Raw genomic sequence first — 17,253 nt, 5'->3', positions numbered from 1 at the left:
GCCGGCGGCGCCCGAGGTCGGGTGAGTGAAGCCGGCGAACGGTGGTGTCAGCGAGTCACCAGGGGGCGGCCCAGCGGAAGGCCGCGACCACCGGTTTCGGTGAACATGAGGTCGGCGTAGAGGTAGACCTGCACCGCGACGAACGCGAAGACCACGGCACCGCCCGCGCGGATCAGACCGGTGGCGCCGGTCATCGTGCCGGCGAGCAACAGAGCGAGGGCGACATCGACGAAACCCAGCATGAGGGTGAAGCTCGCCGGCAGGCGCAGCGTCACGAGGGTGACCAGGACGATGGTGATCAACCAGCACCACAGCCAGGCGACCTGGGCGTCGGTGGCGGAAACCGCGGAGCCGCCGAACCAGCTGTGGGCCAGGCCCAGCGTGAGGACCACGTAGCTGGCGTAGAACCCGAAGAACACGGCGAACAGGCCGGCGGAGACACTCTGCCCGAGCGCCGCGGCCCAGATGGTGGTGATCAGCAGCCCCACGGCGGTACACGTGCCGAGGATGGCGAGCGTGGCGCCGGCGGCACCGCCGGGCAGCGCGCCGACGTTGACCAGCCCGAGGCCGAGGGCGCCCGCGATGACCGTGGGCACGCCGATGACTCCCGGGTTGCCCGCGAGCGGGTTGGCCGTCGGCACCGGGGCTTCCGGTTCGGTCGTCTTGCCGGCCGAGCCGGTGGCGAGGTCCGGCGTGTCATCGGAGATGACGGTCATCACCGTGCTCCTTCTGGGGTGCGGATCGAATCGGTGCGCGACGGCGACCAGGTCGCGTGGTCGCGCTGTGCCGAGGCGAGCCGGCGGACGGTCGCGCCTTCGGGAGGTTCTCGCCGGGGATGGCGAGGTGAGGTCGGTGGCGTCGGCACTCGGCCGGCCCGGCACGTCCGGGCACGCGTGCGCGTCACGGGCGCACGCGGTTGTACTGCACGGGCCACTGGATCGTGCCGCCGAGCTCGGCCGCGGCTCGGCGCGCCCAGTACGGGTCGCGCAGCAGCTCGCGGGCCAGGAGAACCGCGTCGGCCTTGCCCGAGGTGATGATCTCCTGGGCCTGCGCGGGCTCGGTGATCAATCCGACGGCCGCCACCGGCATCCCGGTCTCGGTGCGCACCCGCTCGGCGAACGGCACCTGGTAACCAGGACCTCCGATGATCTTCGCGTCGGGGACGTTCGCGCCGGTGGACACGTCCATCAGGTCGACGCCGTGCGCCGTGAGCTCCTTGGCGAAGCGAACGGTGTCGTCGAGGGTCCAGCCCTCACGGTCGTCCTCCGGGTTCTCGGCGAGCCAGTCGGTGGCGGAGATGCGGAAGAACACCGGCAGGTCCTCCGGCCACACCCGGCGGACCGCGTCGACCACCTCCAGCGCGAACCGCGTCCGGCACTCGAACGAACCGCCGTAGTCATCGGTGCGGTGGTTGCTGTACGGCGACAGGAACTGGTGGATCAGGTAGCCGTGCGCGCCCTGGATCTCGACGACGTCGAACCCGGCCTCCAGCGCACGTTCCGCGGCCGCCGCAAACTCCCGCACGATCTCGCCGATCCGACGGCGGGTCAGTTCCTCCGGGATCAGCGAGGACTCGGTGTACGGGACGGCGCTGGGACCGACCGGCGTCCAGGCGTGCGGCTCGTCCGGCGCGGGCCGGCGTCCGCCGTCGCCCCAGGGACGTTCGGTGCAGGCCTTGCGGCCGGCATGCGTCAGCTGGATCCCGGCGGCGGTGCCCTGGGACTTCAGGAACGCCGTGATCCGCCGGAAGCCGTCGACCTGCGTGCGGTTCCAGATGCCGAGGTCGAAGCGGGTGATCCGGCCCTCCGGGCTCACCGCCGTCCCCTCGGTGAGGATCAATCCGGTACCGCCCGCGGCGCGCGCGGACAGGTGGGCGAAATGCCAATCCGTCGGAACGCCCGTCTGCTCACCTTCGGGCGCCGCGCTGTACTGGCACATGGCCGACATCCAGATCCGGTTGGGGATCGTCAGCGACCTGAGCGGGTACGGGGTGAAGAGCGTGGTCAACCTCGACTCCTTTGTGGACTTCGGTCTCCGGGACGGCCCTTTGCTTCGACGACAGGACGGCCGGCTAGAGATCCAGCGTCAGCTGGGCGGTCTTCGCGCGGGAAACGCAGATCATCATCGTGGTGTTCTCGGCGCGTTCCTCGTCGGTCAGGAGCATGTCCCGGTGTTCCGGGATGCCGTCGAGCACGGTGGTCTCGCAGGAGCCGCAGACGCCCTCTTCGCATTGCGACACCTGCTGGATACCCGCGTCGCGGAGGGTGGCGAGGATGCTTTGCCCGGCGGGGACGGTGCACCGGACCCCGGACCTCGCGCACGTGACCTCGAACGCCGTGTCACCAGAGGTGTCGATGTCCTCGGCGGTGAATCGTTCCGTCCGCACCGCCGTGTGCGCGGGTGCGGCGTCGTCGATCGCCGACAGCAGCCGGACGGGACCGCAGGCGTAGACGGAAGTGCCCGGGGTCAGCCCCCGGAGCAGCCCGGGGACGTCGAGCCGCCGGGTCGCCGGCGAGTAGGTGGTCACGCGGTCCCCGTAGCTTTCGGCGAGCTCCGGGAGGAACGCCATGCTCTCGGCGCAGCGCCCCGCGTAGTGCAGTTCCCACGGCACTCCGCGCGAATCCGCCTCGGCGATCATGGCCCGGATCGGCGTGATCCCGATCCCCCCGGCGACGAAGACGACCGGACCCTCGCCGGTCAGCGAAAAGTGGTTCCGCAGCCCGCTGATCCGAAGCGTCGTGCCTTCGGCGACGTTGCTGTGCAACCAGGACGACCCGCCCCTCGACTCGGGCTCCCGCAACACGGCGATGCGCAGGAAATCCGCGTCGGGTGGCCCGCACAAGGAGTACTGGCGCGTCAGGCCGGTTCGGGGAATGTCCACGTCGATGTGCGCACCCGCGGACCATTGCGGAAGCGGCATCCCGGCCGGTGGCGCGAGATCGAGCGTCATCACCGCGTCAGCCACGCGTCGGCGGCGAACGACGCTGAAGTCGAGCGGCAAGGCGCCGGTGCCATCGAGGACTGTTTCACTGCTGGACGAAGTTAACGGCACGAGCATCCTTTCGGGGTGGGCAGGGCGGACCGGGCGGGCGAGCGGCGACACCGCTCGCCCGCCACGGGTGGCGGTGATTTGTGGAGGCAGCGACCGACCGTCGCGACGATCGGGTCAGGCGACCGCGGGCAGCACGGCCTCTTCCCGGTTTTCCTTGGCCGCCTTGCCGAGCAGGGTCATGGAGACCAGGCTGATCAGGCACAGGGTCACCGAGTACCCGGCCACGGCCGTCCACGAGCCCGTCCCCGTCAGCAACGCCTGGGCGATGAACGGTGCGAATCCACCACCGAGCACCGCTGCGAGCTGGTAGCTCAGCGAAATTCCGGTGTAGCGGACCTTGACGCTGAAGGCACCGGCGAGGATCGAAGCGATCGGGGCGTACGCCGCGGCGTTGAAGGCGTTGCCGATCATGCGCACGGCGAGGATCGCCGCGAACGATCCGGTGTTCACGATCAGGTAAGTGGGGAAGGCGAGAACGGCCAACCCGATGATTCCGACGTAGAACACCGTGCGGTTGCCGATCCGGTCGGCCAGCCGGGCGAACACGAACGTCATCCCGGCGTTGACCGCCGAGCCCATGATGGTGACGAGCAGCATCGACGAGGCCGGCACTCCGGCGCGGCTCGTGGCGTAGGACAGCAGAAACACCTGGCCGAGGTAGAAGTCCGTGCTCGTCACGATGGTCAAGCCGATGGTCAGCGCGACCGTGCGGGGGTACTTGGTCAGCACCTGGAGCAGCGGAAGCTTTTCCGCCTTTTTAGTTCTGGCCGAGAACTCCGGGCTTTCGGCCACGCCCGAGCGCACGAGAACGGCGATGGCCACGACCACGATGCTGAGCAGGAACGGGATTCGCCAGCCCCACGAAAGCAGCGCTTGCTTGTCCAGCGCCCCTTGGAGCACGAAGAACATCGCCGCCGAGAGGAGATAGGCGATGGGCACGGCCGCCTGGGTGAACGCGCCGTAGAAAGTACGCCGGTTCTGTGGCGCGTGTTCGATGGCCATCAGCGTAGCGCCGCCCCATTCGCCTCCGGCGGCGAAGCCCTGAAGCAGCCGCAGCAGCACGAGCAGGGCCGGCGCCCAGATCCCGATCGCCGCGTAGGACGGCAGAACGCCGATGGCGACGGTCGCGCCTCCCATCAGCAGAACCGTCGCCATCAGCATCGGACGGCGTCCGTACTTGTCACCGAGGTGGCCGATGATCACCCCGCCGAGCGGGCGCATGATGAATCCCGCACCGAACGCCGCGAACGCGGTCAGCGTGCCCGTCGCCGGATCGCTCGACGGGAAGAACACCTGCGAGAAGATCAGCGCGGCGGCCGTGCCGTAGATGAAGAAGTCATACCACTCAATCGTCGTGCCGAGCATCGCCGCTGCGAGTACCCGGGCACTGCTCACCTTTTTCTGGGGCAAAGTCGGATCCTTGGACTCCACCGAGGCGTCGATCATTACCGTACCTCCGTTGGTGCGGTGGGGCTGACTCGAGTGTGAAAGCATTTCTTGCTGCGCCGCGCGAAACCGTCGAACTGTTCACGACGACGTCGACCGACGCGGTTCGAAATCTCCTGGTGGATCTCCACCCGATTTCTTGGGTCGTTACTCGCTCAGCCTTGTGAGCCGGCTTGTCCGATGCCGTGGCCGGTCATCGGTGACAGCGGAAGATCGCCCCGTTCGACGAATGCGCGGGGGAAAGAAGTTCCGGCCTTCTCGCCGGAACGGTGGGCCTGCTCAGGACCGCAGCGACGGGCGCGGGGTCGGGACTTCCCGGTGCGTCTCCAGCCGGTGGCGCAGCCACTGTTCGCGGAGCTTTTCGAGCTGGTCGTGGGCGTCGAGAGCGTCCCTGCTCTCGGCGACGCATCCGTCCAGCTCCGGATATTCGAGGCGACAAACCCACTCGCCGCTTTCGGATTCGCGAGTGGACACGTCGAGCATGTACGGAATGGACAATGCGCGTTCGAGTGCGCCGTCGCCAGAGGTGCGTCCGGCCGGGCCGAGGTCAGACACCGGCAGCCAGCGCGGGATCGGTCGTCGGCTCCTCGGTGCCGTCACGCAGGCCTTGTGTCGCGGCGAGCCAGTCGGCGCCCGTGGGCAGCACGACCCCGCCGGAACGCTGGCGGTAGAGATCGGGTTCGTTGGCACCGGGCGGAAGTTCGCCGCTGTCGACGAACGTGCGAAGAGCTCGCAGGATCCTCCGCCGGACGCGGATGACCATCACGTCGGAGCTGCCGAGGTGCTCACCGCCGCGGTCCAGCACCGGTCCCATGCTCTCGGTCATCGCACGGTCCTCGAGGGGCACGCTGTCGAGGCCGGTGAAGCTGCGCCCGCTGCGTTGGGCTTCACGGTCGATCTCGAAGTCGTTGTCCAGGGTACGAGCGGAACGGAACCGGCCGTGCCAGTCGGTCGTGTTCGGCAGCAGCCTGAGGTTCTCGTAGGTCTCGGCCCCGATCGCGAGATCACTCGGCACCTCGTCCGCGGTGGCCAGGTACACCATGGTGTGCTCGTCGTCGAGGGGAACCCGCGCGGTCACGGTCTTGGAGCTGCCGAGAAGCCCGGTGGGGATCATGGTGTAGAACGGGAACAAGTAGTGGGCGATGCGCCAGTACGTCTCCTCGTCGCTGCCGGCAGGTCGGTAGGCGCCGTAGGACGAGCCGAATTCGGTGTCGACCACCTTGTACCTCGGAGCCCGGTCCTCCAGCATGTGGCGGAGGAAGGTGCCCTCGGGCGCGGCGTCGTTGCCCAGGTGACCGACGTGCAGGAAGCCGAAGTGGCTCGTGTCGATGTCACCCTCGAGCGCCTGGAGCCAGTTGCAGTTGATCTGGAAGACGTTGATGGACCGCGTCTCGCTCAGCTCCTCGTCGAAGAACTCCAACGCGGGCAGCGGCGGCGGCTCCTCCTGCGAGCCGAGGTAGGCCCACACCAACCCGCCCCGCTCGACAACCGGTACCGACCTGGCTCGGACCTTGTCCTTGAAATTGCTCTCGATCGGCTCGTTCGGCATGTCGAGGCACCGCCCCGAGACATCGAACTTCCACCCGTGGTAGACGCACCGCAGACCGCCCTCCTCGTTGCGCCCGAAGAACAGTGACGCGCCGCGGTGCGGACACTGCGCGGCCAGCATCCCCACCTTCCCGGAACTGTCGCGGAACGCGATGAAGCGTTCACCCAGCAGGAGAACCCGGACCGGGTCGCAGTCGGGCGCGGGCAACTCGGTGGACACCATCGCGGGCATCCAGTACTCGCGCATCATCGACCCCATCGGCGTTCCGGGCCCGACCTTGGTGAGCAACTCGTTGTCGCTCGAACTGAGCATCACTTCTCCTCGACTTCGAGGCGTGCCGCGTACACGGAACGCACGAACGGAACCCCGGAACAACCCGGGGGAAGACTCGAACATCGTTCAGCTTCGGTATTTACGCACTTGATCTCGACGCGTGTCAAGCACGTCTTTTCGGCAGGGCCGACCCGGCAGGTCGACCGTCCGGGGTGGCGGCTGTAGCGTCTGGACGGTGTCGCCAGCACCCGAGAACTCGCCGTTGAGCCCCGCGAACGTTGCCCTCCCACCCCAGGAACGAGGACGCACGCGGCGGGCGCAGATCGTCCGCGCCACAGCGCTCTTGATCGATTCGGCGTTCTCCACGGGCCGCCGGGGATTGACGCTGCGCGGGATCGCCGAGGCCGCCGAAACACCCGTGGCGTCGATCTACCACTACTTCCCCGATGTGGACTCGATCGTGGCCGCGGTGGCCGCCGAGTACGGCAGTGAACTCAGCTCGGCCGTCGAAGCTGGGGTATCTCGCCCCACCGCCTCCGCGAGCAGCCTGCTGGACACCATTTTCGCCGTCTACCGCGAATTCTTTTCGGCTCGACCCGGTCTGCGTGAACTGTGGTTCGACCGGAAAGCCTCGGACAAGGTCGTCGAGATCCATCGCCACTTCCGCGCCGGACTGGCCAAGATTTTAGGCGCTGGATTGGACAAGTACTCGACGAAGCCGCACGATCTCCTGACGTATCAAACCTGGATCGAAATCACCGGAATCCTGTGGGAAATGGCGTTCCAGTGCGATCCGGAGGGAGACAACCGCGTAATCGCCGAGATTTCCGAAGTGTCGAAGAGATTCCTGCACCGGCGGTTGGGCATCACTTTTCCTCCGTCCGCCGGAACACGCGGGAGGGACCGGGAAAAACCCGCCGCGAGCCACGCGACAAGCTCGGCACCAGCAGAAGAATCCGCACCACGAACCTGGGAGTTGCCGCCGCCACCGCAGGCGCGAGGGCGGAAGAACAGGACGCTGATCCTGGCGGCCGCGTCAGCGCTCATCAATGCTCAAGGACCGCACGGCCCCGACGTGAACGTCCGCGCCATCGCCGGCGCGGCCGGGACGTCACCGGGGTCGATCTACCGCTACTTCGAAGACCTCGATTCCCTGGTGGCCGCCGTCGCCGCCGCGTACATGCACGACCTCCTCGCAGTTCTCGACGAGGTGGAGGACGCCTCCGAAGGACAGGATTACGGTTCGTTCAACAAGCGCAAGATGGCCGCATACCAGGCGTTCTTCGCTCGACGTCCCGGGCTGCGCGAGCTCTGGTTCGATCGGCGCACCTCCGAAAAGGTGCAGGAAACCCACGCCCACTACCGACGGATCCTCGCCGAGCGCAATCACCAGGCGATGGCCCGCTACTCACGCCTTCCCGGGGAGATGTTCGGCCACACTTTGCACATCGAGGTGACGGGTGCCCTGTGGGACTTGGCTTTCACGCTGGACCCGCAGGGGCACCCCTACGTGATCGACGAGATCGAAGAACTCGGCATCGACTTCGTGCGGCGCCTTCGCGAGCGGGAGAACTGACGCGCGGGCACCGAATTCGGGATCACCACAGCATGCGCGGGCCTGCGGTGGTGAAGCGGCTCCCTCAGAGCTTCGCTTCACCACCGCAGGCCTTCGGCGCGTAGCCGCTCGGGGTTACGAGTGCGGGTCGTCGACCTTGAGCTGGGCTCCGGGATCGGCGACGAACACGACCAGCAGCCTGGCCTGTTCCGTCGTGCTGGTGTTCTCCGTGAGGACGTGGTGTGAGCCGGGCTGCTCGATCCAGTTCTGACCCTGGTGGAAGGTGCTCACGGGTTGACCTTCGAGCTGGCTGCGCACGGTGCCGTCGAGCACGTAGGCGTAGACGAACGCGTCACCGTGCCGGTGTGCCGCGGCGCGTGCGCCGGGCGGGAAAGTGACGATCGCCGAGGTGAAGTTCTTGCCGTTCGCATTCGGCAGGGCCTGCTGCAGCAGCGGCGTCAAGGTTTCGGCGGGAGGCTGCGATGCCGCGGCGGGCATCACCATCGTGGTGGCCGACGCCGGCGCGGCGGCGGGCTGGTCCGAGGCGGCGCAGGCCGTGGCTCCGGTCAGCGCGGCCACGGTCAGGACGCCACCGGCAATCCGCATTCCGATCATGAAGGATCTCCTGGTGAGCTGTTGGTGAGGCGGAAAAATTCGGCTTGGCGGGGTCCGCTCGCCCCGTGAGCGTTGCCTCGTCGTCGAGTGCTCACCAGGAGGACGAGGCAGCACCCCGGGGTGTGACAGCGAAGCCACGCTCTGCACCCGCTCGCGACCTGACCTCCGGCTGCCGGCCTCCCTCATATGACGCACGTCACGATCGTCGACCCGCAGCACGCGCGTCCCCGGCAACGCACCGGCGCAGGGCACCGCGAACCGGCGAACTCCGTCAGACCGAACGTGCGGGCGATCGGACAGGCGGCCTGACCGGCACCGGGACGGAAAACCGTCGGCCGCCCCGGGCACCCGGGTCCACCAGGGTCCGGGCAGGGCAGCCCGGTTCGGGGAAATGTCATCGGGATCTCTTACAAAGCGGGCGCTTAGTCAGGCAGACTGCGAGCCTGACTGCTGTTCTCAACGATGAGGAGGGTCCCTCGTGACCGATTCCCCCGCCCGGGTTGCCATCGTGACGGGAGCCGGCCGCGGCATCGGTGCCGCCGTCGCCCGCCGCCTCTCCGCCGACGGGTTCGCCGTCGGCCTGCTGGACCTCGACGAGTCCGCGGTGAAGCAGGGCGCGGAGGCGATCGTGGCCGAGGGCGGCCGGGCCGTCGGCGTGTCGCTGGACGTGAGCGACGCCGACCAGGTCGAGGCCGCCGTCACGCGGGTCGCCGAAGAGCTCGGCGCGCCGACCGTGCTGGTGAACAACGCCGGCATCACGCGCGACAACCTGCTGTTCAAGATGACCGAGAACGACTGGGACTCCGTGCTCGGCGTGCACCTCAAGGGCTCGTTCCTGATGTCGCGCGCGGTGCAGAAGTACCAGACCGAGGCCAAGTGGGGCCGGATCGTGAACCTGTCCAGCACCTCGGCGCTGGGCAACCGCGGCCAGGTGAACTACTCCGCCGCCAAGGCCGGCATGCAGGGCTTCACCAAGACCCTCGCCATCGAGCTCGGCAAGTTCGGCGTGACCGCCAACGCGATCGCGCCCGGGTTCATCGCCACGGACATGACGGCGGCCACCGCCGAGCGGCTCGGCATGGACTTCGAGGACTTCAAGAAGGCCGCCGCGTCCCAGATCCCGGTGCAGCGCGTGGGCACGCCCGACGACATCGCGCACCTGACCTCGTTCCTCGTGAGCGAGGGCGCGGGCTTCGTGTCGGGTCAGGTCATCTACGTCGCCGGCGGACCGAAGGACTGAGGCTGATGCGCGTTTTCGAGAACATCGACGAGTTCGCGGCCGCCGCGGGCGAGCACCTCGGCGAGAGCGCGTGGCTCACCGTCACGCAGGAGCGCGTTCAGCAGTTCGCCGACGCGACCGACGATCACCAGTGGATCCACCTCGACACCGACAAGGCGGCCGCGGGTCCGTTCGGCACCACGATCGCCCACGGCTTCCTCACGCTTTCGCTGCTGCCGCACTTCGGCTCGCAGGTCTACCGCGTGGACGGCCTGAAGATGGGCATCAACTACGGCCTCAACAAGGTGCGCTTCCCGCAGCCGGTGAAGGTCGGGGCCAAGGTGCGCGGCAGCGCGGACCTGCTCGAGGTGACAGACGTGACCGGGGGCAAGCAAGCTGTGGTGCGGTGGACCGTCGAGATCGACGGCGAGGCCAAACCGGCCTGCGTCGCCGAGTTCGTCGCCCGCCTGATCGCCTGAAGGACCGGCCAGGCACCCGGCCCGGGGGACTCCCGGGCCGGCGACTGTACGACATACCGACTAGTCGGTAGCCTGAGCCGGGTGAACCACGAGGAGGCCCGATGACCCCGTCCGACCCGCCAGGACTCGACCTGGCCCGCCTGCGCGCCTACCTCGACGAGCAGCGGCCCGGCCTGGTCACCGGCGAGCTGACCGCCGAGGTGGTGCAGGGCGGCCGCTCGAACCTCACCTACATCGTGGCCGACGGCGCGAACCGCTGGGTCGTGCGCCGCCCGCCGCTCGGGCACGTGCTGCCGACGGCGCACGACATGGCCCGCGAGTTCAAGGTGATCTCCGGCCTGGCCGGCACGGCGGTCCCGGTGCCCGGCACCGTGGTGCTGTGCCAGGACGCCGACGTGCTCGGCGCGCAGTTCTACGTGATGGAGTTCGTGGCCGGCACGCCGTACCGCACCGATTCCGAGCTGGCGCTGCTCGGCACCGAGCGCACCCGCGAGATCGGCTTCCGGCTCGTGGACACGCTGGTCGACCTGCACGCCGTGGACCCGGAAGCCGTCGGGCTCGGCGACTTCGGCCGACCCGAAGGCTTCCTCGAACGCCAGCTGCGGCGTTGGAAGAAGCAGCTCGACGGCTCGCGCAGCCGGGAGCTGCCCGGCGTCGACGAGCTGCACGACGGCCTCGCCGCGAAGCTGCCCACCTCTCCCCCGCCCACGATCGTGCACGGCGACTACCGGCTCGACAACGTGCTGGTGGACGGCGACGACCGCATCACCGCGGTGCTCGACTGGGAGATGTCCACGCTGGGCGATCCGCTCACCGACCTCGCGCTGCTGGTGGCCTACGCCGAGCGCGACAAGGTGTCACTGCAGATGGTGTCCAACGCCAGCTCCGCGCCCGGCTACCCGAGCACCGACGAGGTGATCGCCCGCTACGCCGAGCGCTCCGGCCGTGATGTGTCGGCGCTCAACTGGTACGTGAGCTTCGCGTTCTTCAAGCTCGCCGTGATCCTGGAAGGCATCTACTTCCGCTACAGCAAGGGCCAGACCGTCGGGTCGGGGTTCGAGGGCATCGGCGACGCCGTGGCCCCGCTCGTCGCCCACGGCTACGAGACGCTCAAAGAGGAGAAGTAGCAATGGACTTCGCGTTCGACGCGCGCACCGAGGAGCTGCGCGGGCAGCTGCTCGACTTCATGGACTCGCACGTCTACCCCGCCGAACCGGTCTTCGAGGAGCAGCTCGCCGCGCGCGAGAACCCCTGGTCGTCGGTGCCGGTCGTCGAAGAGCTCAAGGCCGAGGCGCGCAAGCGCGGCCTGTGGAACTTCTTCCTGCCGGGTGAGGACGGCGCGGGCCTGACCAACCTGCAGTACGCGCCGCTGGCCGAGATCACCGGCCGCAGCCCGCGGCTGGCGCCGACGGCGGTGAACTGCGCCGCGCCGGACACCGGCAACATGGAAGTGCTGCACATGTTCGGCAGCGAGCAGCAGAAGAAGCAGTGGCTGCAGCCGCTGCTCGACGGCGAGATCCGCTCGGCGTTCGCGATGACCGAGCCCGACGTCGCCTCGTCGGATGCGCGCAACATCGCCACCAGCATCCGGCGTGACGGCGACGAGTACGTGGTCAACGGCCGCAAGTGGTTCATCTCCGGTGCGATGAACCCGAACTGCAAGATCATGATCGTGATGGGCAAGACCGATCCGGACGCCCAGCCGCACCAGCAGCAGAGCATGATCCTCGTGCCGCGCGACGCGCCGGGCGTGACGATCAAGCGCGGCATGCACGTGTTCGGCTACACCGACGGCGACCACGGTGGCCACGCCGAGGTGCTGTTCGAGGACGTGCGCGTGCCGGCCGAGAACCTCATCGCGAACGAGGGCGCGGGCTTCGCGATCGCGCAGGCCCGTCTCGGCCCCGGCCGCATCCACCACTGCATGCGCGCGATCGGCATGGCCGAGCGGGCGCTGGAGCTGATGTGCCGCCGCACGCTCTCGCGCGAGACGTTCGGCAAGCCCATCGCCGAGGCCGGGGTGGTGCAGGACTGGATCGCCGAGTCGCGCGTGAAGATCGAGCAGCAGCGGCTGCTGGTGCTCAAGACCGCGTGGCTGATGGACACCGTGGGCAACCAGGGCGCGCACACCGAGATCCAGTCGATCAAGATCTCCACGCCGATCACCGTGGAGTGGATCCTGGACAAGGCGGTGCAGGCGCACGGCGCCGGCGGCGTGAGCCAGGACTTCCCGCTGGCCGAGCTGTGGGCGGGCGTGCGCACGCTGCGCCTGGCCGACGGGCCGGACGAGGTGCACAAGCGCTCGCTGGCGCGCCGTGAGCTGAAGAAGTACCGGGCGGAGGCCGGCCGATGAGCGTCACCGCCGAAGACCTGCGCGGGCAGGTCGCCGCGTTCCTCGCCGAGCACGACCCCGCTTCCGTCGAGCGCCTGGACTTCCTGCGGGCCCGCTACGACGCCGGCCTCGCGTGGGTGCACTTCCCCGAGGGCCTCGGGGGCCAGGGCGCGCCGCGCGCGCTGCAACCCGTGGTCGAGGGCGCGTTCGCCGCCGCCGGAGCCCCGGACAACGACCCGCGCCGCATCGGCATCGGCCTCGGCATGGCCGCGCCGACGATCCTCGCGTTCGGCACCGAGGAGCAGCGCACGCGCTTCCTGCGTCCACTGTGGACGGGTGAAGAGGTGTGGTGCCAGCTGTTCAGCGAACCCGGAGCGGGCTCCGACCTCGCCGCGCTGGCCACGCGCGCGGTGCGCGACGGCGACGACTGGGTGGTGACCGGGCAGAAGGTGTGGACCTCGGGCGCGCACAACTCGCAGTGGGCGATCCTCGTGACGCGCACCGACCCGGACGTGCCGAAGCACCAGGGCATGACCTACTTCCTGTGCGACATGACCGCGCCCGGCGTCGAGGTGCGGCCGCTGCGCCAGATCACCGGTGAGGCCGAGTTCAACGAGGTGTTCCTCACCGGCGTGCGGATCCCGGACACGCAGCGGCTCGGCGCCGTCGGCGAAGGCTGGAAGGTCGCGCAGACCACGCTGATGAACGAGCGCGTGGCCATCGGCGGCAACGCGCTGCCGCGTGAGGGCGGGCTGATCGGCATGGTCGCGAAGACCTGGCGCGAGCGGCCCGAGCTGCGCACGCCGGAGCTGCGCGACCGGCTCGTGCAGCACTGGGTGGAGGCCGAGTCGTTGCGGCTGGCCGCTTCCCGGCTGCGCCAGCAGCTCACCGCGGGCGCGCCGGGGCCGGAGGGCTCCGCGATGAAGGTGGCTTTCTCCGAACTGAACCAGAAGCTCACCGGGCTGGAGATCGAGCTGCTCGGCGAAGAGGGCCTGCGCTACGACGACTGGACGCTGCGGCGGCCGGAGAAGGTCGACTTCCTCGGGCGCGAGGCGGGCTACCGCTACCTGCGCGCGAAGGGCAATTCGATCGAGGGCGGGACCTCGGAGGTCCTGCGCAACATCATCTCCGAACGCGTGCTGGGGCTGCCGTCCGAGCCGCGGGTGGACAAGGACGTCGCCTGGAAGGACCTGCCGCGATGAGCGAGCTGCCCACCCCGGACCTGCTGTACTCCGACGTCGAGGAAGACCTGCGCGCATCGGTGCGGGACCTGCTCACCGACCGGGCCTCCCCCGCGGCGCTGCTGGCCCGCGTGGAGACTTCGGAGCCGTACGACCTGAAGCTGTGGCGCACGCTGGCCGCCGACCTCGGCGCGGCCGGGCTGATGGTGCCCGAGGACCTCGGCGGCCACGGCGCTTCGGCGCGCGAGACGGCCGTGGTGCTCGAGGAGCTGGGCCGCAGCGTCGCGCCGGTGCCGTTCCTGGGCAGTGCGGTGCTGGCCACGTCGGCGCTGCTGGCCGCCGGAGGCTCGGTGGCCGCGGAGCTGCTGGGCCTGCTGGCGGCCGGTGAGCTGACCGGTGCGCTGGCCGTGCCGCTGTCCACCGCGCCGGGCGCGGCGTTCCCGGCTTCGGTGACCGCCGATGCTTCCGGGTCGTTGAGCGGACGGGTCGGGACGGTGGCCGACGCTTCGGTGGCCGAGCTGCTCGTGGTGCCGGCGACCGGGCCCGACGGACCGGGGCTGTACGCGGTGGAGGCCTCCGCGGCCCAGGTCACCGAGCTGGTGTCGCTGGACCTCACACGACGGGTGGCCGACGTCTCGCTCGACGGCGCGACGGCGCGGCTCGTGGTGTCCGGCGCGGCGGCGGAAGCGGCGCTCGCGTCCGCGTTGACCACGGCGGCGGGGCTGCTGGCGTCGGAGCAGACGGGCATCACGGAGTGGGCGTTGACGACCACCGTGACGTACCTGAAGGGGCGGTACCAGTTCGGCCGGCCGGTCGGCGGGTTCCAGTCGCTGAAGCACCGCTTGGCGAACCTGTACACCGACCTGGTGAACGCGCGCGCCACCGCGCGCTACGCGGCCGACGCGCTCGCCGGCGGCTTCGACGTGGACATCGCGGTGGGCGTGGCCCAGGCGCGCGTGGCGCCGATCGCGGTGCACGCCGTGGAGGAGGCGATCCAGCTGCACGGCGGGATCGGCATGACGTGGGAGCACCCCGCGCACCTGTTCCTCAAGCGCGCCAAGAGCGACGAGCTCGCGCTCGGCACGCCGGGCCGCCACCGCGCGCGGCTGGCGGATCTCGTGGACCTGCCGGCCTGAGGTTTTGTTCCGGGGCCCCGCCCGCCTTTTCGGCTGGCGGGGCCCTTCGCCGTGGTGGACACTGTGGACGGTGGTGCCCGGCACGTAAGAACAGGCGGCAAGAGTGCACTTTTTCCTGTGGTGGCCGGAAGCTTCGGCTTCCTAGCCTGGTGATCATGGTCCCGGGCACCGAGCAGCTGACGATCACCGTCGGCACCCACCGCCACAGCGCGCTCGCGGCCGGCCCCGAGTCCGGGGACCTCGTCCTGTTGCTCCACGGCTGGGCGGAATTCGCCGATTCGTGGACCACGGAACTCGTGGCGCTGGGCGCGGCCGGCTACCGCGCCGTGGCCGTCGACCAGCGCGGCTACGCCTCAGGCGCGCGCCCCGCCGACGTCGACCAGTACTCCGTGCGCCACCTCATCACCGACGTGATCGCCTTCGCCGCGGCCCTCGGCTCCGACCGCTTCCACCTCGTCGCCCACGACTGGGGCGGCATGGTGGGCTGGGCGTTCGCCAGCGCTCATCCGCACCAGCTGCGTTCGCTGACCGTGCTGACGACCCCGCACCCGCTGGCCTTGCGCCGCGCGGCCTCGGACGACACGCGCCAGTTCCGCGACCTCGGCTACGTGCGCTTCTTCCGCCACCTCGACGGCCGCGCCGAGGCCTCCCTGCTCGCCGACAACGCCGCCGAGCTCCGCGCGGTTTATGGCGATCGCGTCCCCGCGGACCTGGTGGAACGCAACATTTCACGGCTCACGGAACCGGGCGCCCTGACGGCCACGCTCAACTGGTACCGCGGCCCGGCCGCGAGCGAGTTCGACATCCCCGCCGGCCGCATCTCCGTGCCGACGCTGTACCTGTGGGGCAGCGAGGACCCGTACCTGGGCCGCACGGCGGCCGAGCTGACCCGCTCTTTCGTGGACGGGCCTTACTCGTTCGAGGTCGTCGAGGGGGCCAGCCACTGGCTGCCGGAGGAGGCCGGGGAGTTCCTGGTGCCGCGGATTCTGGCGCACCTGGCTCGTCACTGACCGCTTTTTGTCGGTGCCCGTCGGTAGCGTTCTTTCTCGTGGACGCACCTGGTTGGGCTTACGAGAAGCCCCGTATCGCTGCTGCTGATCCCGCGTGGTCGGCGCGGGGCGCTGGGTTGTGCGCGCGGCTGGGTGAGGTGCTTCGGCCCTGGCTGGTCGAGGGCGTGGAGCACGTCGGGTCGACGTCGGTGCCGGGGCTGGCGGCGAAGCCGGTGGTGGATGTGATGGCTTCGGTGCGGGATGTCGATGAGGTGGTGGCTGAGGCTGGTTCGCTGTTGTCGTCGGCGGGGTGGGCGTATGTGCCGCCTTCGCTGGATGTCGGGGCGCCTTATCGCCGGTTCTTCGTCCTGCCTGATGCTGCGGGTGAGCAGCGGTTGGCACACCTGCACGTTCTGCCGGCGGGCCACCCGCGCTGGTCGGCCCAGCTCGCTTTCCGCGATGCGTTGCGCGCTGATCCGGCGCTGGCCGCGGAGTACGCCGCGCTGAAGCACCGGCTGACCAGGGAAACCGGGGACCGCGAGGCCTATACGGCGGGGAAGACGGAGTTCGTCACCGGCGTCCTTTCTCGGCACGCGGAGCCGCCTGTGGAGTGACGCCGGAGCGGCGCAGGCTCGCCGCGAGGAGGACACCGACTCGGTTCGAAGGCCACGCTGCGCAGGACACAGCGGCTGCACAGTCCGACACCGCTGGGCCGCGCAGAACCGTCGCGAAACAATACGGCCCCCACGCGGCTGCGCGAGGCGGGCAAGCCGCAGGTCACCTGGTCACCACGACCATCAAGCTTCCGGCCGCAGCATCGAGAGCAGCAGGTCAGCGAACTGATCCCCCACCTCGCGCGCCGACATCGGCCCACCCCGCCGGTACCAAGTGCCGAGGTGGTGCACCGACCCGAAGTAGAAATCCACCACCAGATCGGCAGGCTTGTCCGACCGGAACTCCCCCGAAGCCTGGCCTTCCTCGATCAACCGCCGGAACCGCTCGTGGTACTTGCGCCGCTCCGCACGCACCGCCTTGCGCTTGTCAGCGCTCAACTGGTGCATCGACTGCAGGAAGATCGTGTTGTCGTCCAGGTTGTCGATGCTGCTGACGACCACGTCGGACGCGGCGGCGGCCAGGCGTTCGCGCAGGGGGGCGTCGGAGGAGGCGACGCGTTCGAGTTGGGAGGTTTGTTCGCGCAGGACGCGGGCGTAGATCTCGTAGAGGAGGTCGTCCTTGGAGCCGAAGTAGTGGTACATGGCGCCCTTGGTGACGCCGGCGGCTTCGACGATCTCCTGCACCGAGGTGCGGTCGAAGCCCTTCTTGGCGAAGAGCTTCGTCGCGTGCTGGAGCAGGCGGCGGGGCACGGCGGCCTGCTCGCCGGGGTCGGCCGCCTTCCGCGTGGTCGCCCGGGTCATCCGCCCCACCCC

General features: G+C 69.4%; 17 protein-coding genes. 9 read left to right on the top strand and 8 right to left on the bottom strand.

Annotated elements, in window-relative coordinates; translation table 11 throughout:
- Positions 1 to 47: 47 nt before the first annotated feature.
- The 6 genes from VSH64_RS03955 to VSH64_RS03930 form a co-directional block, all read right to left on the bottom strand.
- The gene (locus VSH64_RS03955) at positions 48 to 716 is read right to left on the bottom strand and encodes a GPR1/FUN34/YaaH family transporter (RefSeq protein WP_326834071.1); all 669 of its coding nucleotides are present in this window, start codon (positions 714 to 716) and stop codon (positions 48 to 50) included.
- A 184-nt stretch (positions 717 to 900) separates the two neighbouring features.
- On the bottom strand, positions 901 to 2,007 hold the full coding sequence (locus tag VSH64_RS03950; RefSeq protein WP_326834070.1) for an NADH:flavin oxidoreductase/NADH oxidase: 1,107 nt from the start codon (positions 2,005 to 2,007) through the stop codon (positions 901 to 903).
- Positions 2,008 to 2,071: 64 nt separating this feature from the next.
- Positions 2,072 to 3,103: a PDR/VanB family oxidoreductase gene (locus VSH64_RS03945; protein ID WP_326834069.1), complete on the bottom strand. Its 1,032-nt coding sequence runs from the start codon at positions 3,101 to 3,103 to the stop codon at positions 2,072 to 2,074.
- 63 nt (positions 3,104 to 3,166) lie between these two features.
- Positions 3,167 to 4,462, bottom strand: coding sequence for an MFS transporter (locus tag VSH64_RS03940; RefSeq protein ID WP_326834068.1), 1,296 nt, complete (start codon positions 4,460 to 4,462; stop codon positions 3,167 to 3,169).
- A gap of 315 nt (positions 4,463 to 4,777) precedes the next feature.
- Positions 4,778 to 5,053: a hypothetical protein gene (locus VSH64_RS03935; protein WP_326834067.1), complete on the bottom strand. Its 276-nt coding sequence runs from the start codon at positions 5,051 to 5,053 to the stop codon at positions 4,778 to 4,780.
- Positions 5,046 to 6,359 (bottom strand): Rieske 2Fe-2S domain-containing protein, encoded by a 1,314-nt coding sequence (locus tag VSH64_RS03930; protein ID WP_326834066.1) that lies wholly within the window; start codon positions 6,357 to 6,359, stop codon positions 5,046 to 5,048. The genes VSH64_RS03935 and VSH64_RS03930 overlap by 8 nt, the downstream gene beginning before the upstream one ends.
- A gap of 196 nt (positions 6,360 to 6,555) precedes the next feature.
- Here VSH64_RS03930 and VSH64_RS03925 point away from each other — a divergent pair, with 196 nt between their 5' ends.
- Positions 6,556 to 7,896, top strand: coding sequence for a TetR/AcrR family transcriptional regulator (locus tag VSH64_RS03925; protein ID WP_326834065.1), 1,341 nt, complete (start codon positions 6,556 to 6,558; stop codon positions 7,894 to 7,896).
- 114 nt (positions 7,897 to 8,010) lie between these two features.
- On the opposite strand, the gene VSH64_RS03920 is transcribed toward VSH64_RS03925, so the two are convergent.
- Positions 8,011 to 8,490, bottom strand: a complete 480-nt coding sequence (locus VSH64_RS03920; protein ID WP_326834064.1) for a cupin domain-containing protein — start codon at positions 8,488 to 8,490, stop codon at positions 8,011 to 8,013.
- Between the two features lie 478 nt (positions 8,491 to 8,968).
- Here VSH64_RS03920 and fabG point away from each other — a divergent pair, with 478 nt between their 5' ends.
- The 8 genes from fabG (at position 8,969) to VSH64_RS03880 (ending at position 16,440) form a co-directional block, all read left to right on the top strand.
- Positions 8,969 to 9,730, top strand: coding sequence for a 3-oxoacyl-ACP reductase FabG (fabG, locus tag VSH64_RS03915; RefSeq protein WP_326834063.1), 762 nt, complete (start codon positions 8,969 to 8,971; stop codon positions 9,728 to 9,730).
- 5 nt (positions 9,731 to 9,735) lie between these two features.
- Complete coding sequence (locus tag VSH64_RS03910) at positions 9,736 to 10,188, top strand: MaoC family dehydratase (protein ID WP_326834062.1); 453 nt, start codon at positions 9,736 to 9,738, stop codon at positions 10,186 to 10,188.
- Between the two features lie 101 nt (positions 10,189 to 10,289).
- Positions 10,290 to 11,315, top strand: a complete 1,026-nt coding sequence (locus VSH64_RS03905; protein ID WP_326834061.1) for a phosphotransferase family protein — start codon at positions 10,290 to 10,292, stop codon at positions 11,313 to 11,315.
- Between the two features lie 2 nt (positions 11,316 to 11,317).
- Positions 11,318 to 12,541, top strand: coding sequence for an acyl-CoA dehydrogenase family protein (locus tag VSH64_RS03900; RefSeq protein ID WP_326834060.1), 1,224 nt, complete (start codon positions 11,318 to 11,320; stop codon positions 12,539 to 12,541).
- Complete coding sequence (locus VSH64_RS03895) at positions 12,538 to 13,722, top strand: acyl-CoA dehydrogenase family protein (protein ID WP_326834059.1); 1,185 nt, start codon at positions 12,538 to 12,540, stop codon at positions 13,720 to 13,722. Before VSH64_RS03900 ends, VSH64_RS03895 begins: the two co-directional genes overlap by 4 nt.
- Positions 13,719 to 14,837: an acyl-CoA dehydrogenase family protein gene (locus VSH64_RS03890; protein WP_326834058.1), complete on the top strand. Its 1,119-nt coding sequence runs from the start codon at positions 13,719 to 13,721 to the stop codon at positions 14,835 to 14,837. Before VSH64_RS03895 ends, VSH64_RS03890 begins: the two co-directional genes overlap by 4 nt.
- A gap of 155 nt (positions 14,838 to 14,992) precedes the next feature.
- The gene (locus VSH64_RS03885) at positions 14,993 to 15,847 is read left to right on the top strand and encodes an alpha/beta fold hydrolase (protein WP_326834057.1); all 855 of its coding nucleotides are present in this window, start codon (positions 14,993 to 14,995) and stop codon (positions 15,845 to 15,847) included.
- 38 nt (positions 15,848 to 15,885) lie between these two features.
- Positions 15,886 to 16,440 carry a GrpB family protein gene (locus VSH64_RS03880; RefSeq protein WP_326834056.1) on the top strand — a complete coding sequence of 185 codons (555 nt, stop codon included), beginning with the start codon at positions 15,886 to 15,888 and terminating at the stop codon, positions 16,438 to 16,440.
- Positions 16,441 to 16,623: 183 nt separating this feature from the next.
- On the opposite strand, the gene VSH64_RS03875 is transcribed toward VSH64_RS03880, so the two are convergent.
- Positions 16,624 to 17,241: a TetR/AcrR family transcriptional regulator gene (locus tag VSH64_RS03875; RefSeq protein ID WP_326834055.1), complete on the bottom strand. Its 618-nt coding sequence runs from the start codon at positions 17,239 to 17,241 to the stop codon at positions 16,624 to 16,626.
- Between the last annotated feature and the right edge of the window lie 12 nt (positions 17,242 to 17,253).

The organism is Amycolatopsis rhabdoformis, from assembly GCF_035918295.1.
In the GTDB taxonomy this organism is placed as follows: domain Bacteria; phylum Actinomycetota; class Actinomycetes; order Mycobacteriales; family Pseudonocardiaceae; genus Amycolatopsis; species Amycolatopsis rhabdoformis.
Note: the sequence above shows the minus strand (reverse complement) of the source record. Positions and strands in the feature narration are given on the sequence as shown.

Coding starts and splice junctions, on each gene's coding strand:
- VSH64_RS03955 (WP_326834071.1), bottom strand. CDS start 716: ATGACCGTCATCTCCGATGACACGCCGGACCTCGCCACCGGCTCGGCC.
- VSH64_RS03930 (WP_326834066.1), bottom strand. CDS start 6,359: ATGCTCAGTTCGAGCGACAACGAGTTGCTCACCAAGGTCGGGCCCGGA.
- VSH64_RS03920 (WP_326834064.1), bottom strand. CDS start 8,490: ATGATCGGAATGCGGATTGCCGGTGGCGTCCTGACCGTGGCCGCGCTG.
- VSH64_RS03910 (WP_326834062.1), top strand. CDS start 9,736: ATGCGCGTTTTCGAGAACATCGACGAGTTCGCGGCCGCCGCGGGCGAG.
- VSH64_RS03905 (WP_326834061.1), top strand. CDS start 10,290: ATGACCCCGTCCGACCCGCCAGGACTCGACCTGGCCCGCCTGCGCGCC.
- VSH64_RS03900 (WP_326834060.1), top strand. CDS start 11,318: ATGGACTTCGCGTTCGACGCGCGCACCGAGGAGCTGCGCGGGCAGCTG.
- VSH64_RS03895 (WP_326834059.1), top strand. CDS start 12,538: ATGAGCGTCACCGCCGAAGACCTGCGCGGGCAGGTCGCCGCGTTCCTC.
- VSH64_RS03890 (WP_326834058.1), top strand. CDS start 13,719: ATGAGCGAGCTGCCCACCCCGGACCTGCTGTACTCCGACGTCGAGGAA.
- VSH64_RS03885 (WP_326834057.1), top strand. CDS start 14,993: ATGGTCCCGGGCACCGAGCAGCTGACGATCACCGTCGGCACCCACCGC.
- VSH64_RS03875 (WP_326834055.1), bottom strand. CDS start 17,241: ATGACCCGGGCGACCACGCGGAAGGCGGCCGACCCCGGCGAGCAGGCC.